This window comes from Ktedonospora formicarum, from assembly GCF_016587355.1.
Classification (GTDB): domain Bacteria; phylum Chloroflexota; class Ktedonobacteria; order Ktedonobacterales; family Ktedonobacteraceae; genus Ktedonobacter; species Ktedonobacter formicarum.
This window is the reverse complement of the sequence record NZ_BNJF01000005.1, coordinates 277,145-298,633: the sequence shown is the minus strand read 5'-3', so window position 1 is coordinate 298,633 and position 21,489 is coordinate 277,145. Positions and strand designations below refer to the sequence as shown.

The 21,489-nt window shown below is 54.1% G+C and carries 23 protein-coding genes; 14 read left to right on the top strand and 9 right to left on the bottom strand.

Translation table 11 applies throughout. The features are described 5' to 3' along the window. Nucleotides 1-48 precede the first annotated feature (48 nt). The 3 genes from K3T82_RS37640 (at nucleotide 49) to K3T82_RS37630 (ending at nucleotide 2,412) form a co-directional block, all read left to right on the top strand. Nucleotides 49-894 carry a YwqG family protein gene (locus K3T82_RS37640; protein WP_220198645.1) on the top strand — a complete coding sequence of 282 codons (846 nt, stop codon included), beginning with the start codon at nucleotides 49-51 and terminating at the stop codon, nucleotides 892-894. A gap of 194 nt (nucleotides 895-1,088) precedes the next feature. Next, a complete protein-coding gene (locus K3T82_RS37635) occupies nucleotides 1,089-1,679 on the top strand; it encodes an HNH endonuclease signature motif containing protein (protein WP_220198644.1) in 591 nt (196 codons plus the stop codon). Beyond that, on the top strand, nucleotides 1,651-2,412 hold the full coding sequence (locus K3T82_RS37630; RefSeq protein ID WP_220198643.1) for a MerR family transcriptional regulator: 762 nt from the start codon (nucleotides 1,651-1,653) through the stop codon (nucleotides 2,410-2,412). The genes K3T82_RS37635 and K3T82_RS37630 overlap by 29 nt, the downstream gene beginning before the upstream one ends. Nucleotides 2,413-2,619: 207 nt before the next feature. Here the strand turns inward: K3T82_RS37630 and K3T82_RS37625 are convergent, their stop codons facing one another. After that, nucleotides 2,620-3,645 (bottom strand): ABC transporter substrate-binding protein, encoded by a 1,026-nt coding sequence (locus K3T82_RS37625; RefSeq protein ID WP_236031809.1) that lies wholly within the window; start codon nucleotides 3,643-3,645, stop codon nucleotides 2,620-2,622. Between the two features lie 439 nt (nucleotides 3,646-4,084). Here K3T82_RS37625 and K3T82_RS37620 point away from each other — a divergent pair, with 439 nt between their 5' ends. Next, the gene (locus K3T82_RS37620; RefSeq protein ID WP_220198642.1) at nucleotides 4,085-4,606 is read left to right on the top strand and encodes a DinB family protein; all 522 of its coding nucleotides are present in this window, start codon (nucleotides 4,085-4,087) and stop codon (nucleotides 4,604-4,606) included. Between the two features lie 87 nt (nucleotides 4,607-4,693). Here the strand turns inward: K3T82_RS37620 and K3T82_RS37615 are convergent, their stop codons facing one another. Both K3T82_RS37615 and K3T82_RS37610 read right to left on the bottom strand, forming a co-directional pair. Further along, nucleotides 4,694-5,767, bottom strand: a complete 1,074-nt coding sequence (locus tag K3T82_RS37615) for a Gfo/Idh/MocA family protein (protein ID WP_220198641.1) — start codon at nucleotides 5,765-5,767, stop codon at nucleotides 4,694-4,696. 50 nt (nucleotides 5,768-5,817) lie between these two features. Continuing rightward, entirely contained in the window at nucleotides 5,818-6,642 is an 825-nt protein-coding gene (locus K3T82_RS37610) for a sugar phosphate isomerase/epimerase family protein (protein ID WP_220198640.1), read from the bottom strand. 285 nt (nucleotides 6,643-6,927) lie between these two features. Between K3T82_RS37610 and K3T82_RS37605 the strand changes: the two genes are divergently transcribed. Together K3T82_RS37605 and K3T82_RS37600 are read left to right on the top strand one after the other, a co-directional pair. Continuing rightward, the gene (locus K3T82_RS37605; RefSeq protein WP_220198639.1) at nucleotides 6,928-8,259 is read left to right on the top strand and encodes an MFS transporter; all 1,332 of its coding nucleotides are present in this window, start codon (nucleotides 6,928-6,930) and stop codon (nucleotides 8,257-8,259) included. A 45-nt stretch (nucleotides 8,260-8,304) separates the two neighbouring features. Next, nucleotides 8,305-9,225, top strand: coding sequence for a GNAT family N-acetyltransferase (locus K3T82_RS37600; RefSeq protein ID WP_220198638.1), 921 nt, complete (start codon nucleotides 8,305-8,307; stop codon nucleotides 9,223-9,225). A 284-nt stretch (nucleotides 9,226-9,509) separates the two neighbouring features. Here the strand turns inward: K3T82_RS37600 and K3T82_RS37595 are convergent, their stop codons facing one another. Further along, nucleotides 9,510-9,938, bottom strand: a complete 429-nt coding sequence (locus K3T82_RS37595) for a hypothetical protein (protein WP_220198637.1) — start codon at nucleotides 9,936-9,938, stop codon at nucleotides 9,510-9,512. Between the two features lie 28 nt (nucleotides 9,939-9,966). Between K3T82_RS37595 and K3T82_RS37590 the strand changes: the two genes are divergently transcribed. After that, entirely contained in the window at nucleotides 9,967-10,935 is a 969-nt protein-coding gene (locus tag K3T82_RS37590; RefSeq protein WP_220198636.1) for a GNAT family N-acetyltransferase, read from the top strand. 29 nt (nucleotides 10,936-10,964) lie between these two features. Then, nucleotides 10,965-11,543 carry a P-loop nucleotide/nucleoside kinase family protein gene (locus K3T82_RS37585; protein ID WP_220198635.1) on the top strand — a complete coding sequence of 193 codons (579 nt, stop codon included), beginning with the start codon at nucleotides 10,965-10,967 and terminating at the stop codon, nucleotides 11,541-11,543. 16 nt (nucleotides 11,544-11,559) lie between these two features. Here the strand turns inward: K3T82_RS37585 and K3T82_RS37580 are convergent, their stop codons facing one another. Continuing rightward, the gene (locus K3T82_RS37580; RefSeq protein WP_220198634.1) at nucleotides 11,560-12,660 is read right to left on the bottom strand and encodes a glutamate-cysteine ligase family protein; all 1,101 of its coding nucleotides are present in this window, start codon (nucleotides 12,658-12,660) and stop codon (nucleotides 11,560-11,562) included. A gap of 370 nt (nucleotides 12,661-13,030) precedes the next feature. Between K3T82_RS37580 and K3T82_RS37575 the strand changes: the two genes are divergently transcribed. Next, the gene (locus K3T82_RS37575; protein WP_220198633.1) at nucleotides 13,031-14,008 is read left to right on the top strand and encodes an SMP-30/gluconolactonase/LRE family protein; all 978 of its coding nucleotides are present in this window, start codon (nucleotides 13,031-13,033) and stop codon (nucleotides 14,006-14,008) included. Nucleotides 14,009-14,083: 75 nt separating this feature from the next. Here K3T82_RS37575 and K3T82_RS37570 read toward each other — a convergent pair whose 3' ends face one another. Next, a complete protein-coding gene (locus K3T82_RS37570) occupies nucleotides 14,084-14,500 on the bottom strand; it encodes a VOC family protein (RefSeq protein ID WP_220198632.1) in 417 nt (138 codons plus the stop codon). 14 nt (nucleotides 14,501-14,514) lie between these two features. Further along, complete coding sequence (locus K3T82_RS37565; RefSeq protein ID WP_220198631.1) at nucleotides 14,515-15,396, bottom strand: hypothetical protein; 882 nt, start codon at nucleotides 15,394-15,396, stop codon at nucleotides 14,515-14,517. Nucleotides 15,397-15,565: 169 nt separating this feature from the next. Between K3T82_RS37565 and K3T82_RS37560 the strand changes: the two genes are divergently transcribed. The 5 genes from K3T82_RS37560 to dinB all read left to right on the top strand — a co-directional run bounded on the left by K3T82_RS37560 (nucleotide 15,566) and on the right by dinB (nucleotide 20,353). Further along, entirely contained in the window at nucleotides 15,566-16,768 is a 1,203-nt protein-coding gene (locus K3T82_RS37560) for a M20/M25/M40 family metallo-hydrolase (protein WP_220198630.1), read from the top strand. 31 nt (nucleotides 16,769-16,799) lie between these two features. Further along, the gene (locus tag K3T82_RS37555) at nucleotides 16,800-17,591 is read left to right on the top strand and encodes an alpha/beta hydrolase (protein ID WP_220198629.1); all 792 of its coding nucleotides are present in this window, start codon (nucleotides 16,800-16,802) and stop codon (nucleotides 17,589-17,591) included. Nucleotides 17,592-17,764: 173 nt separating this feature from the next. After that, entirely contained in the window at nucleotides 17,765-18,220 is a 456-nt protein-coding gene (locus tag K3T82_RS37550) for a winged helix-turn-helix transcriptional regulator (RefSeq protein WP_220198628.1), read from the top strand. 105 nt (nucleotides 18,221-18,325) lie between these two features. Then, the gene (locus K3T82_RS37545; protein ID WP_220198627.1) at nucleotides 18,326-19,012 is read left to right on the top strand and encodes a methyltransferase family protein; all 687 of its coding nucleotides are present in this window, start codon (nucleotides 18,326-18,328) and stop codon (nucleotides 19,010-19,012) included. Between the two features lie 240 nt (nucleotides 19,013-19,252). Beyond that, the gene (gene dinB / locus K3T82_RS37540) at nucleotides 19,253-20,353 is read left to right on the top strand and encodes a DNA polymerase IV (protein ID WP_220198626.1); all 1,101 of its coding nucleotides are present in this window, start codon (nucleotides 19,253-19,255) and stop codon (nucleotides 20,351-20,353) included. Nucleotides 20,354-20,371: 18 nt separating this feature from the next. Here dinB and K3T82_RS37535 read toward each other — a convergent pair whose 3' ends face one another. Continuing rightward, a complete protein-coding gene (locus K3T82_RS37535) occupies nucleotides 20,372-20,767 on the bottom strand; it encodes a nitroreductase/quinone reductase family protein (protein ID WP_220198625.1) in 396 nt (131 codons plus the stop codon). A 29-nt stretch (nucleotides 20,768-20,796) separates the two neighbouring features. Further along, nucleotides 20,797-21,483 (bottom strand): VOC family protein, encoded by a 687-nt coding sequence (locus K3T82_RS37530; RefSeq protein WP_220198624.1) that lies wholly within the window; start codon nucleotides 21,481-21,483, stop codon nucleotides 20,797-20,799. Nucleotides 21,484-21,489: the final 6 nt, after the last annotated feature.

Sequence of the window (21,489 nt, the reverse complement as noted above, 5' to 3'; positions counted from 1 at the left end):
CCTTTTAGAACAGATAGCGAGTATTATAGAGAGTGGAGGAGTGGATTCATGGATAAGCAAAAGATAAAGAAACTCTTCAGAGATGCGGGACTTCAACGCTTGACCAGGGATATTGATCCACTGGTCAAACCCTCGATTCGCCTGAACGCGCAACCTACCACTGACGAATCACTTCCAATTGGTGTCTCAAAGCTAGGTGGAATGCCGGATTTGCCTCTTGATATTCCCTGGCCCGTATGGCACAATCTCTCTCAGTCCTTTATCGCGCAAATTAACCTGCGAGATACCCATCCCTACGACGCCAATAAGCTTCTGCCGGAGAGAGGTATGCTCTGGTTCTTCTATGATGCACGCCAGGAAACGTATGGAGATGAACCCGCCAACCGTGGTGGTTGGAGCGTGTTCTTCCGCGAGGAGTCGGGAGAACTCAAACGCGCACAGGCTCCCGCGAACTTGCCAGCAGCCAGCCAGTTTAAGGCGGCCTCGCTCAGTTTCGCGTGCGAGTTGACGCTCTCGCAGATTCCAGCATTAGAAATCTCTAGTTTCGACTGGACAGATGAGGAACAAGAGCGGTATGATGATCTTCTAGAGGACTTCGTGCCGCCAGAGAAGCGGGCATTTCGTCACCGCTTGCTTGGCAATCCCGATCTGCTTCAGGATGATCTGCGCCTGCAATGCCAGCTTATATCCCACGGTGTCACCGAAGACGACGATCCAAGGGAAGGTGAGCTCACCCCAGGCGCAAAAGAATGGCAACTGCTCTTCCAGGTCGATACGGATGAGCGCATAGGGATGCGCTGGGCTAGCACTGGAATGCTCTACTATTCCATTACTGCCAGCGATTTGCGCGCGCGACGCTTTGAGAATACATGGCTCATTCTCCAATCGGAGTGAGCCACATATGGTAATAGCTCAGGATACTGGCCCGAGAAGCATCTGGGCTTAGAAGGTAGCATCAAGTGAGATGCGTAGGGTAGGGCTGCTGGGGCTCGGGCTGTGCTCCGATCCTCTCCTACCACAGCAAATGGTATCACATGTGCTTTGATGCCACACTGAAAAGTCACGTAACATACATAGGGAGGGAGCTCATGCAAGTTCTGTGGAGCAAAAAGCTGCTCATTCTGGCCTTACTTTTCGTCCTCGCTGGCTGTGGAGCGATCACGATACCCACATCTCCAACCGCACCGTCACCCACTGCGACCAAATCCACCACGGAACCAAAATGGGGCGTGCGAACCAAGACCAGTGGTTGCAAAGCCAGTGGTCCGATCCAGGATAAGGCTTGTACCCCTGGAGCGATCTTTGCCAACGCCACCAAAGGCAAGATCTGTGTGCCAGGCTATGCCAGTTCCGTACGCAACGTCACGACCAGCCTGAAGAATAAGGTCTATACCTCATATGGCATAAAGAAGCGTAAACCGGGACAATACGAAGTAGACCACCTTGTCAGCCTACAACTCGGCGGTAACAACGATATCTCCAATCTCTGGCCCGAGCCCGCCAGTCCAAAACCCGGCTTCCATGAGAAGGATCGCGTTGAGAACTGGTTGCACGATCAGGTATGCGATGGAAAGATGACCCTCAAGGACGCTCAGATCAAGATCGCGACCGACTGGGTTGCCGTCTATAAAAGCATACCCAGCAAGTTCAATGGGTCAGATAGCGACGATGATGAGTAGCAGTAGTCATAAATCTCGCGACGTATTGCGCACCATCGACCTCGCCAGGGCAGCAGGGATCAGCGTGCAACAGGTGCGCAACTACGAAACCTGGGACCTGCTGCCTCCTGTCACTCGGAGCAAGAGCGGCTATCGTCTCTACACCCAACACCATCTCGTCGCGCTGACAACTCTTCGTAGCCTGGTCAAGGGCTATGGCTGGCAGCGCATGCCAGTTATCATGAAAGCCCTTCATCACGGGGACCTCTCAGCCGCGCTCGCGACCATCGATGCGCGGCACGCTGATTTAGCCCACAAACGCCTACAGGCGGAGCAAACGCTCTCCGCGTTGCGGGCCCTGGCCTCCCAACCCGCTCCTGAAGCGGAAAACATTCGGCCTCGGACATACCGGGTAGGCGAGGCGGCAGATTCAGTGGGCGTACGCGTCTCGGCACTCCACTTCTGGGAGCAACAGGGACTCTTGCGCCCATCGCGTGACCGAAATAGCCGCTACCGCATCTATGACGAGCAGCAGATGCGCCGCCTGCGTGTGGTAGCCCTGCTGCGAGAGGCGGGCTACAACTTCCCTAGCATCCACTCTGTTCTGGAAGAACTGGCGGAGGGCCACCCAGAACAAGCCATTTCGGCAGTCGAGAAGAGGCGCGAAGAACTCACGCGTGCTAGCTGGTCATGCGTTGAAGCTATGACCAGCTTTCAGCGCTATGTGAGCGAGTTTTATAGCGATATTCTCTAACCCTCAACATTCCATGCGTAGCGACCCCTACAGGGAACATCAACAGATGCTTTTTGGCATCTGAATAAATAAAGAGGCAAAAAGAGGCTCCTCTTCTCGGATGATTATTATAGGAGAAGAGGAGCCTCTTTTTACTGTACAGAGGAGCAGGCATGTTTCCAGCAAGAAAGCATGCACTCACGTTCTATGCTCCCAAGGGCTATTAGCTCACTTTATGTACTGGTTGGTATAGGCGTCAGAGAGCTTCTGGACCGGTTTGATCATCTTCTGCGCAACCATGAATTGCTCCATCGATTGCCAGGTGGCATCGTCATTACTCCCCAATGCACCGCTCCCCTGCCAGATAGGTATAGTAGCCTTCAAGATCTGAAGCGTCTGCTCATTATTACTCATACCAGGCACAAAGGGCTTGCTCAGAGTGACGGCCTCTTCTGGATGAGCTATAACATAGCTCAAACCTTTTAAGGTTGCCAGCACGAACTGATGCACCATCTCAGGCTGCTTCTGAAGCGTCGTCTCAGGAACGATGATCCCTTCTGAGACGAGCGGCTGATAGTCCGAGACAGCGAAGGTACGCACCGGGAAATTGCGTCGCTGAAGTTGAAGCGGCTCATTATTGGAGAAACCGACAATCGCGTCTACACGATGAGCCAGCAACGCCGCGACCTGGGTGAAGCCGATTGATTGCAGCTTGACATCAGAGAGCGAGAGATGCTCTTTATAGAGGAAAGCCAGCAACGCGGTATAACTCGAACCGTAAGGGCCAGGAATACCAATCGAATGCCCTTTGAGATCGGCTGGCGACTTGATAGGCGAGTCAGCAGGCACAACCAGACTGATAGGATACTTCTGGAAGATCGTAGTTACAGTCTTTGCCTGGATATGCTCATTGCGAGCGGTAAGCAGTTCGTCACCACCCGCCATCACAAAGGTATTCTTGCCAGCCATCATCGAGCCAATGAGGTCAGGCACTATGCCATGATGGAAGGTCACATCCAGACCGGCATCTTTATAGTAGCCCTTCGACTGGGCCACATAGAAAGGCGCGAACTGAATATCGGGGATATATCCCAGACCAATTGAAACTTGTTGCGCACTCTTTGAAGTGCTTGTTGTCGATGGGCTTGCGCCGCAGCCACTTGCGAGCAAGCTGATAGACAACATAAAAAGGGCACAAACGAGCATAGCCAACGAACGTGAACGTGAGAACATCAAAACAACTACTCCATTCATCAAAAATATGCTGCTCCTTATCCGAAAACCTGAACGCGCCGTGCCTCGCATGGGAGTTAGCGCTAGTCGCGGCAGCGACGTTTGTTTTCACATAAGACCCTGGAAAGAGGCACAGAGCGCCACCTATCCATCAGCTATGGTCTAAAACATCAATGCAATTCGTGTTATTCCCTTCTGACGGTCTGGCAGCGCTTACCATCTGCAATGACTAAGCAAAGAGTAGATCGATTGAGCAATGGGCACTCGCTGAAGCTGAGCGCCTACATATGGGGATTAAGCCTCTTGAGTGACATTGTAGGGGATAGTTTGCGCAAGATTGAAGAAGTCTTAAACCGGAGCGCCATGCTATGATGCCAATGTCACATAGTGGCAAGCCGCCAATGGGGCGGTGTTAGCACATGCTTTTAAAGCACATCACGACAATATGGAGCATACAGACATGACGGAACATGCCCCCTCACTTCTCACGTTTTATCAAGGATGGCAAACGTACCAGCAGAGCCTTATTGAAGTCATAGAACCGCTTTCGTCTGAACAACTGGCGTTGTCGGCGGGATCGCATCAATGGACCGTGGGAATGCTGGCCCAACATATAATCGCGAATCGCGTCTGGTGGTTCCAGGCATGGATGGGTGAAGGTAATCCCGATCTAGCCCCCATCGCGCACTGGGACCCCTCGGACGAAGTGGAAGTCTCGCCACGTAATACCGCCGAACTGGTCGCAGGACTCAAGTCCACCTGGGATATAGTAGCTACGGCTCTTGGCAAGTGGAACGCCACCAACCTTGATTATATCGTCCAGCCGCCAGCCACGTTAAAAGAAGAAGAGCGACCATACTTCCCTCCCCACACTCGGCAATGGATCATCTGGCACACCCTTGAACATGAGATCCATCACGGAGGCGAGCTATCCTTCATCCTCGGAGAGCACGGCCTTCCAGGCATCTATGGGAATTTCTAAACTCCCAAACAACCATGCGAGCGTTGATTCTTGTCAACGCTCGCATGGTTATGAGATCCTGCGCCTATATATAGGCCACCTGTTTAGCTAGTTAGCCCAATCCATCGGCACTGGGGGCGCGAACTCGCTGTCGATGGTGACCGGGTGACCATCCTCGAAAGAGGCACGAACGGCGCAGAGGATATCGACGACGTGCGCGGCCTGAGCCCCGGTGATGCGCGAGGAGCGCTCCTCCGTGATAGCCTGCGCTAGCTCAACGAGACCTCGCGCCCATTCGGTCCCCGCGTACGGCTCCTTGACATACGGAACCGACTCGTAGCTCTGACCAAACTCGGCGAACTCGACGTTACCGTTAAAATTCTGCCAGTCGCTCAAATAGCATGAACCAAGATCGCCGTGGAACTCGATACCCTTCTGCTTACCAGGATGCCCAACATAGAAATTGGTCGTCAGGCGAGCAACCGCGCCAGAGGCAAACTCAATCGCGGCAGTCGCGAAATCGGGCGTGTCGATATGAAAGGGAACGCCCTCTTTCGTCACACGATCAGGGAAGAGCACCTTACCAAAGGCCGTGACCTTGCGCGCGGGACCAAAGATCGTAGTCAGAATCGTGAGCGGATACACACCGACATCAAAGAGGGCTCCCACTTCATAGAAAGGACCCGGTGCCGGGTGCCATGACTCGATGCGTCCCCAGTTGACCTCGGCATAAGCCAGGCGCACCGTTCCCAGTCGACCATCGCGAATAAGCTTCCAGACCGTCTGCTGTCCCTCGCCTAGAATGGTAATAGGCGCGCAGATCAAGCGTCTGCCGCGCTCCTTCGCGAGTTCTACCAGTTCCCATGCATCCTTGCTACTGAGCGCAAGAGGCTTCTCGCTATAGACATCCTTACCGGCAAGCAGGCATTTGCGAATGACATCTACATGTGCATGGTGGATGGTCAGGTTGACGACCAGATCAACCTCAGTGTCAGCAAGCAGGTCATCAAGCGTGGCATAAACCTGACCACCGTACGCAGCGACATAGGCTTCGGCGCGCGTGAGGTCAATATCGGTCGCGCCCTGAAGCTTGATAAAAGAGTAGGGCTGCAAGGTGTTGGCGTAGGCACCGGCGATATTTCCACAACCGGCGACGGCGATCCGTAGTGGCTTAATATCCATATCCATCAATTCCTTTTGTAAATAAATAAACAGCACTCATGAAAACAGAATTATCCCTCAGTGAGCCACTTGAGGAGCATCTCACGCATAGCGATACAATCTTCAGTGGGATCAAAGTGTTCGGGCTCATGCTCAATGCTATAGGCCCCTCGATAGCCCAGGCGCTCAAGTGTTTCCACACAGCGAACAATGTCGACACATCCCCGTCCATAGCGGCAAGTGTCGTGCGCACCTGGTGCCAGAACGTCTTTCAGGTGGACATAGAAGAGGTGAGGATAAAGTTCTTCGGCAGCGCGTACAGCATCATAGCCATTGGTGGCATACCAGCCCGTATCGAGCGCCGTACCAATGAAGCCATCCCCGCCATCGCCGATGAGAGTGAGCGTATCCTGAGCAGTCTTCTCAGCGGGATGATTTTCAATCGCCAGGCGGACGTTGTACTCCTTGAGGAGCGCGACTGTCGCAGGACGGTCGCTAGCGAGCAGGCCGGTCGAGCCACCCAGAATAGACGCATTCAGGCTCTGAGCCAGTTGGCAAGCGGACTCAAATTCAGCCCTGGTCGAGCCAAAGTAGCCCGCGAGGCTGGCAATGCGGATATCATGGCGCTGGAGTAGGTCACGGGCGATAGAAATATGTTCAGGAGTAGCCCAGGACCAATTCAGTTGAGCCATCCACAGATCCATGAGTGAGAAACCCATACCTCGGATGTCTAGTAGAAGCTCTTCAAAGCGTTGACCAAAGGTCTCAAGAGAGGAGAAATAGGCATTCGTGGCGCTGTCGCCCTCGCCCCAGCCCTGAGTCATGTGATAACCAACCTGTCGCGCGACATAGTTGGCTCCCATGAAAGAAAGGCGCTTCTGGGGGTCTTCTTCCATTATGATTCCTTTCACATCGAATAGAGACGCAAGAACCTGCATATGTAGGCGCGACGCTTCAGCGAGCGCTAAGCACCGCCTCGCCGTAAGTATACGACAGGAGGAGGCACGATGGGTAGTTATGACATGGCATTGTCGTTATTTCTTATAATTCTCTCGGCTCGCAGTGCTCCTCATCTACGACATCTTGTCAGTGAACACTGCCGCTGAGTATAATAGCTGACAAGCGTGAAGAATGCTTTTACGTCTTGCTCACCCTGTAAGCTTGCGGAAGGGGACTTATCTATGGAGATACCCAGACAGCCCGGCATCGATGCCGAGGTCGCGATACCAGCTATAGAGCCACGCCCCGTCTCGATCTTTGAGCAGATCAACATTAATATCTTCTGGCTTGCTAACCAGTTTCACTGGAACGCCATCATGGCTGTAATCCTTCCCAGTATGGTTGCCAAACTGCTCGATCCCGCCCTCAAGGATCTCAATCTCACTCTGGTCGTGGTGTGGGGTACGCTCGTAGCGACGGTTGTTAATCCGCTCACGGGAGCTATCTCAGACTACGCGACATTTCGTATGGGACGCCGCCGCCCCTTCATGATTGTTGGCACGATTTTCAATATCATCGCCCTGGTCGCCTTCGCCTTCTCGCCCGCGATCAATCCAAGCCTGCTGATCCCCACTTTTGCCCTGCTCTTCGTGCTGCTCCAATTGAGCAATAACGTCGCGAACTCTCCGTGGAGCGCGATTATCGCCGATAAAGTCCCAACCAGACAGCGAGGGGTAACCGCTGGTATCAATGGCATCTGCCTGCTGCTGGGAACGGCGCTAGGCTCCGTTGTGGCTGGCCTCATTGTCAACAAAAAAGATCCTTTGGATGTCTATAAGCAGGACATAACCTGGATCTTCCTGCTGATCGCGGTGGTGCAGATCGCTCTGGTCATCTACACGATTCTCACTGTGAAAGAGACGCCGCTAGCGCCTGGAACACGTGAGCGCTTCGGCTTCGGGACCTTCGTGCGCGGCTTCTTCTTTAAGCCTTCGCGCTACCCTGATCTATGGTGGGTTCTGCTCACTCGCCTGCTTATGCAGATGGGTATCTGGACTATCTTCTACTTTTTGCAGTACTATGCCGATGACGTGCTCAAGGTCTCGGGGGAACAGTTCATTGGTGGAGCCTTTCTGCCAGTCCTGCTCGTCGCCTCGCTTCCAACCTCGCTACTGGCTGGCTGGGCCTCCGATCACTGGGGACGCAAAGGCATGATCTATCTCTCAGGTTTCGTGATGGCGCTGGTCTGCCTGATCTTTATCTTTTTCCAGTCCCCACTCATGGCTTTGATCGCCGCCGCCCTCTTCGGCATCGGCTATGGGGCGAATTCTAGCGTTGACTGGGCACTGGCAACCGATACCCTGCCACCTACGGATGAGGCGGGCAAGTTTCTTGGTCTCTGGTCAGCTATGGGAATCTTACCTCAAGTTATTGGCATCTGTATTGGTGGCATCCTGCTTCAGATGCTCCATAATACGCCCAATAATTTCGGTTATACAATCCTATTCCTGGTCACGACCATCTACTTCGCCTTTGGTACTATCCTCATCTATCAGGTGAAGGGGGTAAAGTGATAGTATTTAGGGGCATAAGATGAAGAGTAAAGGAATGTATATATCATGATTTCTCGTTCAGTGTGCATGCCCGATGACTATTCACGGCTTGATGAGTTCTTGCGCGCCTGTGAGGTAGCGGATACCGTCGATCTTGATCTGCATCGCGAGGCACTTCAGGAACAACAAAACACCGATCTTTTCCAGGTCAGCCTGGACTCGGCAAAGAATGTGCGAGGATTCGCGCGACTCCGTGTTAGTCAGGTTGAGGATAACATTACGGAGGGGCGCTACTGGTATTATCTCGCGCCAACGGCTAGCGATGAGGCCGTTGAGCTCTTACACTGGGCCGAAGCTCAAACTTTACAGCGAGGCGGGCAGAGCCGGGCACGCCTGTTTACCGCGTCGCTTGATAACCATCCCTCGCGTTTTCAGTTTCTCGAAGCCAATGGCTTTAGTCGGGTGCGGTATTTCTTTACCATGAAGCAGGCACTACAAGACAATATAGCCGTCTCGGACCTGCCCGCTGGTTATACATTACGCAACGCCACCTTGAGCGATGTCCCCAACTATACAGAACTGCACAATCTGGCCTTCAGTGAGCACTGGAACTCACAGCCAACCACTATGGCTGAACTACGTGCGGAAAAGCTCACACCAGAGTATCGCTCTGAACTGGACGTGTTGGCGATAGCTCCCGATGGCGCGCTGGCAAGTTTCTGTACAGCCTCTATCGAGCCCATGAAGCGCGAAGGGGCCGAAGAAATAGTTGGCTTTATTGCCAGCCTGGGAACGCACCCCGCGCACCGTGGTCGCGGACTGGGTCGCGCGCTGCTTCAGCGGAATCTGCGCACCCTGCAAGCGCTAGGAATCACCAAGGCGTGTATTAGCGTTGACGCGGCGAACCCTACCGGAGCAGTCCGCCTCTACGAATCAGTCGGCTTTCAGCCCTTCGAGACATGGATCTCATATTTCAAGTACTTGTAAGCATCTACAACCAAAGAAGGTGCCACCCTGGCTTTTCGCGCCCGATTATGGTACTCTTACCCTTAACAAACATTACCTTTTTATAGGTCAAGCACGTTCGACCTGGAAAGGCTTCGCCTACATGCCCGTCCGCTGCACTTCGCGCGAAGGCACTGAAGCAAAGGGAGAGCTATTCAAAGCGCTTCAATAGAACGGCTACTGTGGCACGCTCGCTCAATGTATGCATGGTCGACCATGGCTTGAATTTGTCCTCGCTGTCATAACGACGCGAGCATATTTTGAGGCTATGGGCACAGCCGATGCCCACCTCCAGGTTGCCCATCCGGGCCTCCTGTCGCCACGTAAGCGAAGGTGGTAAAGCCATCATGAGCGCAGCCGACATCGCACGTGCCCACAGCCTCCTGCTGAAGCTGGCTGCTGTGGTATCTGGCGATGCCCGCATGGCAATTGAAATCGCACCCGCCCCTGAAACGAAGGGCAGGACCAACGTAACGTTCACCATGGTGGTCCAGGGTGACATCGACCCGCCCGAACTCACCAACCTCATCCTGAAGGATGGGCCTCACGGAGTATCGCTGCGCAGCGACACTGTGCTCCCGCAGCAGGGTCGGCAGGGTCGCTGGCGGAGTGATCGCAGGTAGATCCCGCCTGTGGGCCACAGTATGGAACGGGAGTCGCCTCCGGGCGGCTCCCGTTCCGCGTTTAAGCCACATTTCGATAGAAAGAGGATGGAATCTAAGGATGAGCGATACAAATCTTGTCCTTTCGGATGCACCTGCTATAGAAGGTTTGCGCTTTCGCCTGTACCGAGGCGAAGAGGATATTCCAGCCCTGGAAGCGGTACGCCGCGAGGTGCAGGCCGTGGATGGTGAAATATGGATGCCTGGACCTGATACAGTGCCCAACCCGGCGTGTGACCCCACGCGGGACTGCCTGATCGCGGAGGTAGCGGGTCGCATGGTCGCTTATACCTGGCTGACCTGGTGGGAAGAGACCAATGGTACGCTGCTTTATCTTCACCTGGGCTGGGTAGTGCCTACATGGCAGCGCAAAGGGATCGGGCGCGCACTTCTACACTGGCAAGAACAACGTCTGCGTGAAATCGCCAGCGCGAATACAGGCAAGGGCATTCCTACGTTCGGAGGCAACGCCGACGAGTCCCAACCCGCGAACCGCGCCCTCCTGCTCAACGAGGGATACGCGGTAGCCTTTACTGTCGTGAAGATGCTATGTGAACTTCCGGCAGAGCCTGTAGAGATTGCCCCTATGCCGGAGGGGCTGACCTTGCGACCAGTAGAAGAGGCGCATCTGCCAGCAATCTACGCCGCCAATGACTCCATCTTTCAGGAATCGCGCCATGGCTATAGTACAGACAGCTATGAGGAATTCCTCGCCGACGCAGGCTGGTCGCCAGAGACAAAAGGTTTGTGGCTGGTCGCCTGGGATGGCAACCAAATCGCGGGTCTGGTCATCAGCAAAATTGAGGGAGGCGAAGGAGAGACGCCGTGGGTAGCGGTCGCGCGCGATTGGCGACGGCGCGGCGTGGCGAAAGCTTTGCTGACACTCACTCTGCGCACGATGCAGGAACAGAGCATACCTCGCACAAGGTTGTTAACTGTCGCCGAGAACCCTAATCACTCGGTGCGCCTCTATGAGGGCGTTGGCTACCACGTCACATCGCGCCATCCACGCTACCGCAAGCTCATGTAGACACGTTATTTATTGCAAGGAGAGCGCCATTGACTCTTACATCCGCACAACTCCCCACGCTGATCGTCGTCTCGGGGTTTCCCGCGACCGGGAAGTCATCGTTAGGACGCCGCCTCGCGAACCATTTTATGCTGCCATTCATGGGCAAGGACATGGCAAAAGAGTTGCTCTGCGAGATATTAGGATGTGAGGATCTCACACAATCTCAACTTATTGGAAGGGCTAGTATGCGCCTGTTGTACCAGTTTGCTGAAAACATCCTCCGAGTACGCCAATCCTGCATCATTGAGAGCGTCTTCTATCCCCAGTTCGCGATACCTGATCTCAAGGTACTTCGCGAGCGTTACCCCTATCAGCCCCTTGAGATATTCTGTGTTGCCGAGCAAACAATCCTTGAGGAGCGCTGGCAGCGCCGTAGCAACTCTGGCGAGCGTCACCCTGGACATATGGAGCAAGCGCGGAACATTCCCTTCCCTCCCAAAGAGGAGCAGGTCCGCCCTCTCGTACACGGCGCGCCCTCCATCGTTCACGACACATCCAACTTTGCCACCATCGACTACGAGGCCCTAATCGCCCGTGTCCAAACATATCTAGATACAACGCTTTAGCTAAAGCGCTCAAGTATCAGCGCTGGTAGGTCTGACGCAGGGCGGCTTCAATGGAGCCGTTGGCGCTAAACGAAGCCAGCAAGCGCCGGGCGGGAGGTTCGTAGTGATGAAGCATTGCCAGAAGCGGGGCGAGGTAGAGAGCGTCAGCATCGGTGTCGAGAGCGCGTTGAGCCGCGTCCACAACAAGGCGAGAACCTGCCGCGATAGTCGCATTATCGAGGCCAAAACGTGCTGAATGCTGATGTAGGGCAATATCAGGCTCTAGCGCGCGACCTGGGAGCGTTGTATCGATAAGTAGCCCCTTGAGCAAGGCTAGTAGACCCGCGTAGAGTGAGAACTGGTCACAGCTATCGCACGCTTTGAACTCGATACGCCCCACCTCTCCAGGTATGCGCGCGCTCTTGATGATCCCAGGAAAGCGCTCACGCAGCCTGGAATCGGGTGAGAGGAAGACATTGACGATAGCACGCCGTCCCGTACGCTGCGCGGTACGCACCGAGAAACCGTTCCAGGGCTCACCACACCAGAAAGGCGAGCTATAACTAAAGGGGAGGATATAGGGGCTGTAGTACATAAACTTCATGCCAACATCCAGCGCGGCCTCTTCACTGAGCCCCTGATACGCGATATTGAGGTCAGGACCAAAGGTCAGAAGGGCCAGCAGGGCGGCACGCTCACCTGCCGATCGCTGAAGGGTTGCGCGCTCATAGGCATTGAAGGGAACAAGCGGCTCTACCTCGCTGCGGTAGGGATGAAAACTGGTCAGAACGGGTGTGAAGCCCGCCTCGGTGGCGACCACGCGCAGGCTCTCAAAACTCGCGCTCAATTCCTCGATAGCCTCTTTGATGCTGGCGCAAGGTGTCGTGCGAATCTCGGTGCCTTTGGGCAGGAAGCCATTGACGTTCCCCTGCTCATCGTGGCGATCAAAGCCCTCGATATACCAGCGCTTCCGGCGTATCCCGGTCCGACCCACACGCAGGCGGGGATAATCACCATGGTAAAGGGGAAGAGACTCAATCAAGGCGGCGAGGTCGTTGAAGTCCAGCGAACGGAAGTCGGCGAATTGACCCATGTGATCCAGAAAGGCAATCTCATGCTCAATCCCAAATGTAAACATCGCGGCTAACCCCTTCCGGCACTACGCGACCAACATCCATGCTGCTCGCTTTGCTCCTTTAAATTATATCCTATCCCCTCTGAAAAACCGACCTCGAAATTTACCGTTGCGTGCATCCTTATATTTCGGCACTTATTCTCCTTGCTGCACTAGTATTTTGTTGCCGCTAAGAGCGCTTTTCAAGCGATGTGGTATCTCTGCCTGCTTGCTCCTCCCATATAAATGGTGATATATTTGCTCTTAGTTCTTATACGGATTGGATGAGCCTGTTCGGCATGCCATGAAGCGTCCTTACCTCTTACGGCTCATACCAATAACGACATAAGAGCAACGTCGCGTCTCGTTTTTTTCATGAAGAAAGGATTTCTAAATGAATAAGAGCACTGTTCCGATCAAAGAATTCCGCCTGGAACTCGACGATCTAAGCTATACAGGCCATGATTTGGTTCGTCCCGAATCTGTTATCGCCCAACCCAATGGAACGCTGTGGGCATCAGATGCTCGCGGTGGTGTGACCCGTATCAATCCCGATGGTTCACAGCACTTTATTGGTGGCCTGGACGGCGCTGAAGTCAACGGTCTGGCTATGGCGGATGATGGCTCTATCATCGTTGCGAACCTCGGTGCGAGTAAGGTACAAAAGATCTCGCCTGACGGAAACGTGAAAGATCTATTGACAGAGATTGATGGAGTTAGCATCACAACGCCCAATTTTGTCTTTCTTGATAGCCGCAATCGGCTCTGGATCTCGGTTATGACGCGAGAGTCCCACTGGTGGCCCTCGGCAGTAAACGCACGCCCCGATGGGTATATAATTTTGATAGACGAAAAAGGGCCACGCATTGTGGCCGATGGTCTTTATTTGACAAACGAGATTCGCCTCGATCCACGTGAGGAGTATTTGTATATAGCGGAAACCATGAAGAATCGTGTGCTTCGTTTCCGCGTCCAACCTGACGGTAACCTGACCGACAAAGAGAACTTTGGCCCGAATTACCTGGGCGCGGGCTCTGCTGTCGATGGCTTTACTTTCGATGCGGAGGGCAACATCTGGATCACGCTGGTACTTCGCAACGGTCTGGGCGTCATCACGACTGATGGCGACTACCATGTCGTCTTCGAGGACCCACGCGAGGAAGCCCTCATGGCCTTTGATGAGGGACTCGCCAATGGGACAGCCACGCCAGAAGGTATGGCAATGGCTGCTGGTCCAAAACTGCAATTTATCACCAGTCTTACCTTTGGTGGTCCTGACCTGCGCACGGCCTATCTCGGCTCTCTGGGAATGAGTACGCTTCCAACGTTCCAATCCCCGGTAGCCGGATTACCCATGCGGCATTGGAAATAGTCAGGTTCCTTTATCAAGGATAGAACCAGGGGCAGGGCGAGATATATGCCCTGCCCCTTTCACTAAGGCGTTATATTACGGTAAGAGTTGAGGGTTCCAGACGATTTCCCATATATGCTCGTCAGGGTCCTGAAAGTAGCCAGAATAACCGCCCCAGAACGTCTCACCAGCGGGTTTAATCACCTTCGCGCCAGCTTTCTCCGCCTGCTTCATAACCGTGTCAACCTCTTCACGACTGCTGACATTATGACCCAGAGTGAACTCAGTTGGGCTATGACCTGTTTGAGCAATGGATGCGTCGTGAGCGATGTCGGCGCGGGGCCAGATAGCAAGCTTCAAGCCGGGTTGCATGTCAAAGAATGCCACGGCTCCGTGTTCAAACTCCTTGCCAATGATGCCCTCTGTTGGCAAGCCAAGACCATCGCGATAGAAGATAAGCGCCCTTTCTAGATTATCCACACCCAATGTAATGACTGTAACGTGTGCTTTCATGGAAGAACCCTTTTCTATCGCTGCGAGCTAACGTTTGCATTCTCTTCTAGAAGACGCAAAGCCCCGATGGTTACACGCCCCCGCCACTCGCTCTCCACTGTCGAACTGATAGGTTCCCAGGATATGGGCCAGCCGCCATCTTCTCGTTGGCGTTCGGCGAACGCGGTCAGATGGCGCTCAATGATATCATCGGTAAAGAGGCGGCGACAGAAGCTATCCGGGCTCGGTGCCCAGTCCAGTGGCTTCTGTACATAGCCCTGGGCATGAGGATCAAGCTCAATCACACCTGGCTTTAAGAGACGAGACACGATACGCTCTAGTTCGTGCTCAGCACGGGTCCGGTCAGAAGCGTGCTCAAGGAAGGTGATAACAGGCATCAGCGTGTGGAACTCGGTCGAGTCCAGCGCCTCAATCGCTTGCCAACAGAAGGCAGACGCGGTTTCGACCCAGGGATGCTGAATGCCATGCTTGAGCAGCAATCCCACCAGAGCCGCAGTGGGATTGAGCGAGGCTGGCGGGTTCTCGTCAGCGACCCACCAGGGGGCATGTGGATAGTCATTGACTGCCGGCAAGGCAAATGGGACTCCGCCCTCAGAGGTAGTTATAGTTGTCAGGTAATCACAGGCGCGAGTAACCATCTCATCATGCATCGCGTCAATGTCATCCAGAACATGCAGGGCAGTCTCAACATCCTGAGGTTGGCTGGTAGGGCAGCGCTTATCTGGCTCTAGCGCGTTGCCGAAGCCTCCATCCTCATTCTGGTATGCCCGAAGGGCACCAAGTACGGGCTTCTTGTCCCCACCGGCAAAATGGTAAGCAAACAGGTAACGATCAAGGAGGCGGGCATGCAACCAGATAAACTCCTGAGCTTTGGCGAGGCGTTGACTGTGGTTCATAGCGAGTTTCCTTTCTCACACTCCATAATTATCGTTTGTGTTCTTATACAGGGAGTATAACGGAGTGGAGTGACAACCCTATGTCAGTAGCGAACGTGCTATCATAAGGGGAAGTGAGAACGCTATCGATCACACTATTTGCAGACAACGGTTAGAGAGGATACGGATTATGGCAGCACAGCAGAGGGCCGAGCTTTGGGAGCTTTCACGGCGGCTGATTGGCTTTAATACTGTCAGCGCACTCAGCAATGTCGAGGCGGCAAATTACCTGGCGAACTACCTTGAGGAGAGTGGCTTTCAGGTCAAGGTAGTTCGCGACGACGTGAAGGGAGTTACCAAGGCTTCGGTGGTCGCGTGGGCCGGACCCAGGGTCGAGAGGGGGCTAATCATCTCAGGGCACATCGACATAGTTCCCTTCGAAGGCCAGCCCGGCTGGAAAAGCGATCCACTGGAGATGATCAGCGATGACGAGAAGATCTACGGGCGCGGTGTCACTGACATGAAGGTCTTTATCGCGCAGGCCATCCTGGCAGCGAAACAGGGAAGCCTAAAACGCTTACAACGCCCCTTGATGTTTATCTTCACCTATGACGAAGAGGTCGCGGGTCAGGGCTCAAAGCGCCTTGTCGGGCAACTGCCCGAACTGTTAGAGGGATATCTCCTGCCAGAGGTCGCGCTGATTGGCGAACCCACCAACTTTGAGATCTTCCCGGCCCATAAGGGATACGGGACATTCGAGGTAGCTGTGCGCGGACAAGGTGGACATAGCAGCGCCGCCGACCAGGGACTCAACGCCATTGACCGTATGAGCCAGGTAATCCAGATCATCAAGGAAGTAGGGCGTGACCTCAAGGCACGCATCACCCCTGATAATCGTCAACTCTTCCCCGAGAATCCCGCGACCGCCTTCAATTATGGTGTCATCCAGGGCGGACTGGCGGCGAACATGATTGCTGAGACCTGCCAACTCACGACAAGCATTCGGATCGCGCCCGGAGATAACGTCGATGCGATCATTGACGAACTACGCCAGCGCATCGAGAGCGAGATCGCGAAACCGATGCGCCAGATAGCCCCTGAGTGTGGTGTCACACTTGGAGACTTCATCTCTGTTCCCCCGCTCAATTCGCCCGCAAACGATCCCTTCTGCGACGTACTCGCGAGCGTTATGGGGCGACGCGGAGAGCGTGGCGCGCCCTATGCGACCGATGGCGGACAGTTTCAGACCCTTGGCATTCGCTCTTATATCTGCGGTCCCGGCCTGATCGAGGAAGCCCATCAGCCCAACGAAAGCCTGCCACTCACCAGCTTTCACCAGGGCCAGGAACGCATAGCCAATCTCATTGAGGCATGGTGCGTCCAGCCCTCATAGCCTACCAACTCTATCAAAGGAAACGTTATCTATGTCATCTCAACGGGTGCAAGACCCTCCACAGCAGTCCTTACCCCAAACCAGACCCAAGCGCCATATCTGGAGCTATATACTGGTCATGCTCTGTCTCGTCCTGGTCATTGGCGGCATTAGCATAGCCTTCTATATCCAACCCTATCCCGCCAGCGACGAGGCGCGAGCCGCTGTACATAGCGATGGACAGGTAAATGTGTTCGAGGATGGCGACATGATCGCCTTTATTCCACTCTTACAGGCTAGCGAGGGGTTGATCTTCTATCCCGGCGCGAAGGTTGAGCCAGCGGCATATGCCGTCTATATGCACGCCCTTGCTACGCAGGGCTACGCGACCTTCATTGCCAAAATGCCGCTCAACTTCGCCATTCTTGGTGGCAATAAGGCTGACAACATCATTTCTCTGCACCCCGAGATCAAGACATGGGCCATTGGCGGGCACTCATTAGGAGGCGTCATAGCTTCCGACTACGCGGGAAGTCATCCCAATATCAAGGGCCTTCTCTTCTATGCCTCATACGCCAATAACGACATCTCCGGACGCTCAGATTTCGTCGCAACGTCCATTTACGGCTCTCGCGACGGGCTCAGCACCCCCGCCAAGATTAATGCAGCCAAAGCCAAAGCGCCAGCCAGCACGCAATATGTCGCCATCGATGGCGCTATCCACAGCTACTTCGGCGATTACGGTAAGCAAGATGGCGATGGTCTGCCAACCATCTCACATCAGCTTGCTCGCCAGCAAATCATCACCGCCAGCATCCTCTTTATGCAGCGCCTCGCCTCGTAATCTTCACCTCACAAGCTTTATAAATGAGCCAGAGAATCAAGCACTCGCCTGCTTCTCTGGCTCATTTGAGTTCCACTTGTGAAATGCAAGTAAAAGCAGTATACTAAGCTTGATCGATTGTTAATATAGTAACTGCCTGGCCCGATAAGGCCATGAAAGCCCCTTAAACGCTTATGAAGAAAAATCAACAGCGGCGCTCGGACTGCCCTATTAACTATGGGCTGGAAGCATTCGGCGACATGTGGTCGCTCTTAATTATTCGCGATATGGTCTACTTCGGGAAGAAGACCTATGGAGAGTTTTTAGCCTCAGAAGAGGGTATCGCGACCAATATTCTCGCCAGTCGGCTCGCGCTCCTGGAGCAAAAGGGCATTATCGCGAAACATCCCCTTGAAGAGGATAGGCGCAAAGAGATGTATACCCTGACGGAGAAGGGGCTTGACCTCATTCCGATCTTGCTAGAGATCGCGAATTGGAGTGCCCACCATGATCCACAAACCGGAGCCCCCGCCGATTGGATCGCCCTCGTCAATCTGAACAAGGAGCGAATGACCAAACTGATTCGCGAGACAGTGCGAGAAGGCGGAGCCATCTTCGTAGGCCCTCAAAGCGTCGTCAGTAAACTATAGCTACATAACCGATATCAGTCAGATATACAGTAACATTTCTCTCCGGCTAAATCGGCGTGCTGTACTCTTGTATAGTTGGTTATAGCTTTAAAGAGGGGGTCTCCTATGGCGGTCAATCTCAAACTGTTAACAGCGCAAGTCGTCGCAATGTTTGTGATCTTTGCCCTGGTCCTTTTTCTCACGGCAGGCACTATCGCATGGCTCGCGGGTTGGGCCTTCCTGGTACTCTTCTTTGGCTTCACTATTGCTATCACTCTGTGGCTCCTTCAACATAATCCAGGTTTGCTGACCGAGCGCATGACGGGTTTCAGCAAACCCAACCGGAAACGCTGGGATACCATATTCTTCGCGCTCGTAAATATCCTCTTTCTGGCCTGGCTAATCTTGATGCCACTCGACGCCGTGCGCTTCCACTGGTCCCAGGTACCGGGCTGGCTTCAGATAGCAAGCGCGATTCTGATGTTATTTTCGTTCTACCTCTTCTTCGTGACCTTTCGCGAGAACTCGTACTTATCACCTGTTGTACGCATCCAGGAGGAGCGGGGACAAACAGTCGTCACGACCGGACCCTATCACTATGTGCGCCATCCAATGTATGCCGCCGCGCTCATCTTCCTACTCTGCACAAGCCTTCTGCTGGGATCATGGTATGGGATCGTCCTGGGTTTGCTTCTCATTGGAGGGATTGCGTTCCGCGCGGTACAAGAGGAGCGCACGTTACAAGCAGAACTCGCGGGCTATGATGAATATATGAAACAGGTTCGCTATCGCATCATTCCCTACGTCTGGTAATACTTCCATCTATGAAACTTTTCAGATAAGAGTCTTCTTAAGGCTTCAGGTCCCCTTTGATCCCCGCTTTGTGCTCTCAAATATACATTATCGGGTTAAGGGGCATGGCAGAATTGGCGCGAACCCGCGCCAATTCTGCCATGCCCCTTAATTTTTGTGAGCCGTCTCAGGCGGCGAGGATAGGCGATGGAGTTAGAAAATTTGTTATAATAGTGATGGAGGAGGGTACGCGAGAGCAGCATGGAACAGCCATCACGCAAGATTATACACATAGATATGGACGCCTTTTACGCCTCGATAGAGCAGCGAGATAAACCAGAGCTACGAGGCAAGCCTGTGATCGTAGGGGGAGATCCTAACCGGCGCGGGGTTGTAGCGACCTGTTCATACGAAGCTCGGCGCTTTGGGATTCATTCGGCGATGCCAGCGCGCACAGCTTTGCAGCGCTGCCCGCACGCGATCTTTGTGCCGCCGCGCTTCGATGTGTATCGCGAGGTCTCCACTCAAATCATGCGGGTCTTCCGCGAATATACTGATATCGTAGAGCCGCTCTCGCTCGACGAGGCTTTTCTAGATGTGACCAGCAATAAAGCAGGCCTCGCTTCCGCCACACAGGTCGCGCGTGAGATCAAGCGGCACATCTTCGAGCGCACAGGATTGACCGCCTCGGCTGGCGTCTCCTACAATAAGTTCATTGCCAAGCTCGCCTCTGATTACCGCAAGCCCGATGGTCTGACAGTAATCACCCCAGAGCGTGCCGCAGACTTCCTTGAGAGCCTGCCCATCCAGAAATTCTTTGGAGTGGGGCGTGTGACCGCCGCCCGCTTGCAGGAGCATGGCATTCATACTGGGGCTGATCTCAAACGCCAGAGCGAGGAGCGACTACGCGAGCTTTTTCATGAGCGTGGAAGCATGTTCTATCATTATGTACGCGGCGAAGATGAGCGCGAGGTCGAGCCGGTCAGGGTGCGCAAATCGATTGGCAAGGAGACAACCCTGGCGCAGGATCTCGCCCTGGCGCAGCGCGAGGAAGTCCTGCGCATCCTCGATGATCTCGCGAGTAAGGTTGAGTCGCGCCTCTCCGAACTCAAGCTACAGGCGCGTACTCTGGTTCTCAAGCTTCGCTGGAGCGACTTCCAGCTTATCACGCGCCGCGTGACCCTTCCATACCCCTTCTATGAGCGCCACATCATGCTCGAACAGGCACGCATCCTGCTTGAGCAGCAGATTGGGACCCAGGGCCATGTACGCTTGCTTGGAGTGACCGTCTCCCAACTTGAAGCACGCGGAACACAGAGTCCCAGGCTCACGATGCCTACGCTCTGGGACTCTGTGGTATAAGGTCCAATCGTTGAAGCCTCAGGGCCGTGGTGGCACTTCTGATTGGGATTGGTCGTTGGTCAAATCTATCGCGACTGGTAAAGAGCGTCGCGACCAGTCCCGTAGATCCTCGTTAGAGCGAGCTTGATACTTGGTGAAGACGAGTTGGCGCGCACGCTCGTCCTCCTCCGATCCCTCCACAACCACACGTCCCAGGCCCTTGAAGCGCTCCTCCTTCATCCTAACATTCACTACGGAATCGCGCTGAAGATTTCTTACCCAGTCTGTCTTATCACGCCCACCCGCGAGCATATACAGCGTTGGTCCATCGAGCGCGAACCAGATTTCAATGGTATGTGCGCGCCCCGTCTTACGACCCTTTGTAGTTACATAGCAGAAGTTCTCATTTGCATACAAGCGCCAATCACACGCCATATCCGGTTTCCCTTTCTTCCCTGAAAATCTTACTCCTGGCTCGCGACCTGCTCTAACGTAAAGGGCAAGCCCTCAATGGAATAACGCGCCTCGCGCGAGCCTGATACACGTACAGTAACAGGAGCCACAACCACACCCACCGTTGTTGGGAACCAGGGTCGCCCGATTTCCACAACAATCAACCTGCCCTCGTCGTCGCCCACAGCGGCAAACTTCTCAGAGATGCTGTCGCGGAAGATCGTCTGACCAAAATCATGTTCCAGGATCCCGACCTCGGACGCTACATTCCGCACCGGCACACCAATCTCGCTCACGCTCAACAAGTCCTGAGCGGGATCGAAGGGGCCAGGGGCATCATTCGCCAGAGAAGGCATAGCAATAAACTCGACGTTATTGCCAGCAGGATCATAAAAGTAGACCGAATCACTCCCCCATGACTTAGAGGGAAAAGCGTCCTTACCATCCAGGACCAGAGGCTCCGTCATACCCTTTACCCATGCATACGCAAGGGAGAATTTATTGCTTGGAATCGTAAAGGCGAAGTGATAGACGCTATCGGCCTGCTCTGTCGCCCGGAACGTTACCGTTGTTATCCCCGCCTGAAAGGTGAAGCTCTCCTCGCTCTCATCTAGCAGAGGCAAGCGGAAAGTATCGATATAAAACGCTCGCAACGCGCTGAGTTTACTGGTGGTCAAAGTAAGATTCTGGATTTGCATACGTTC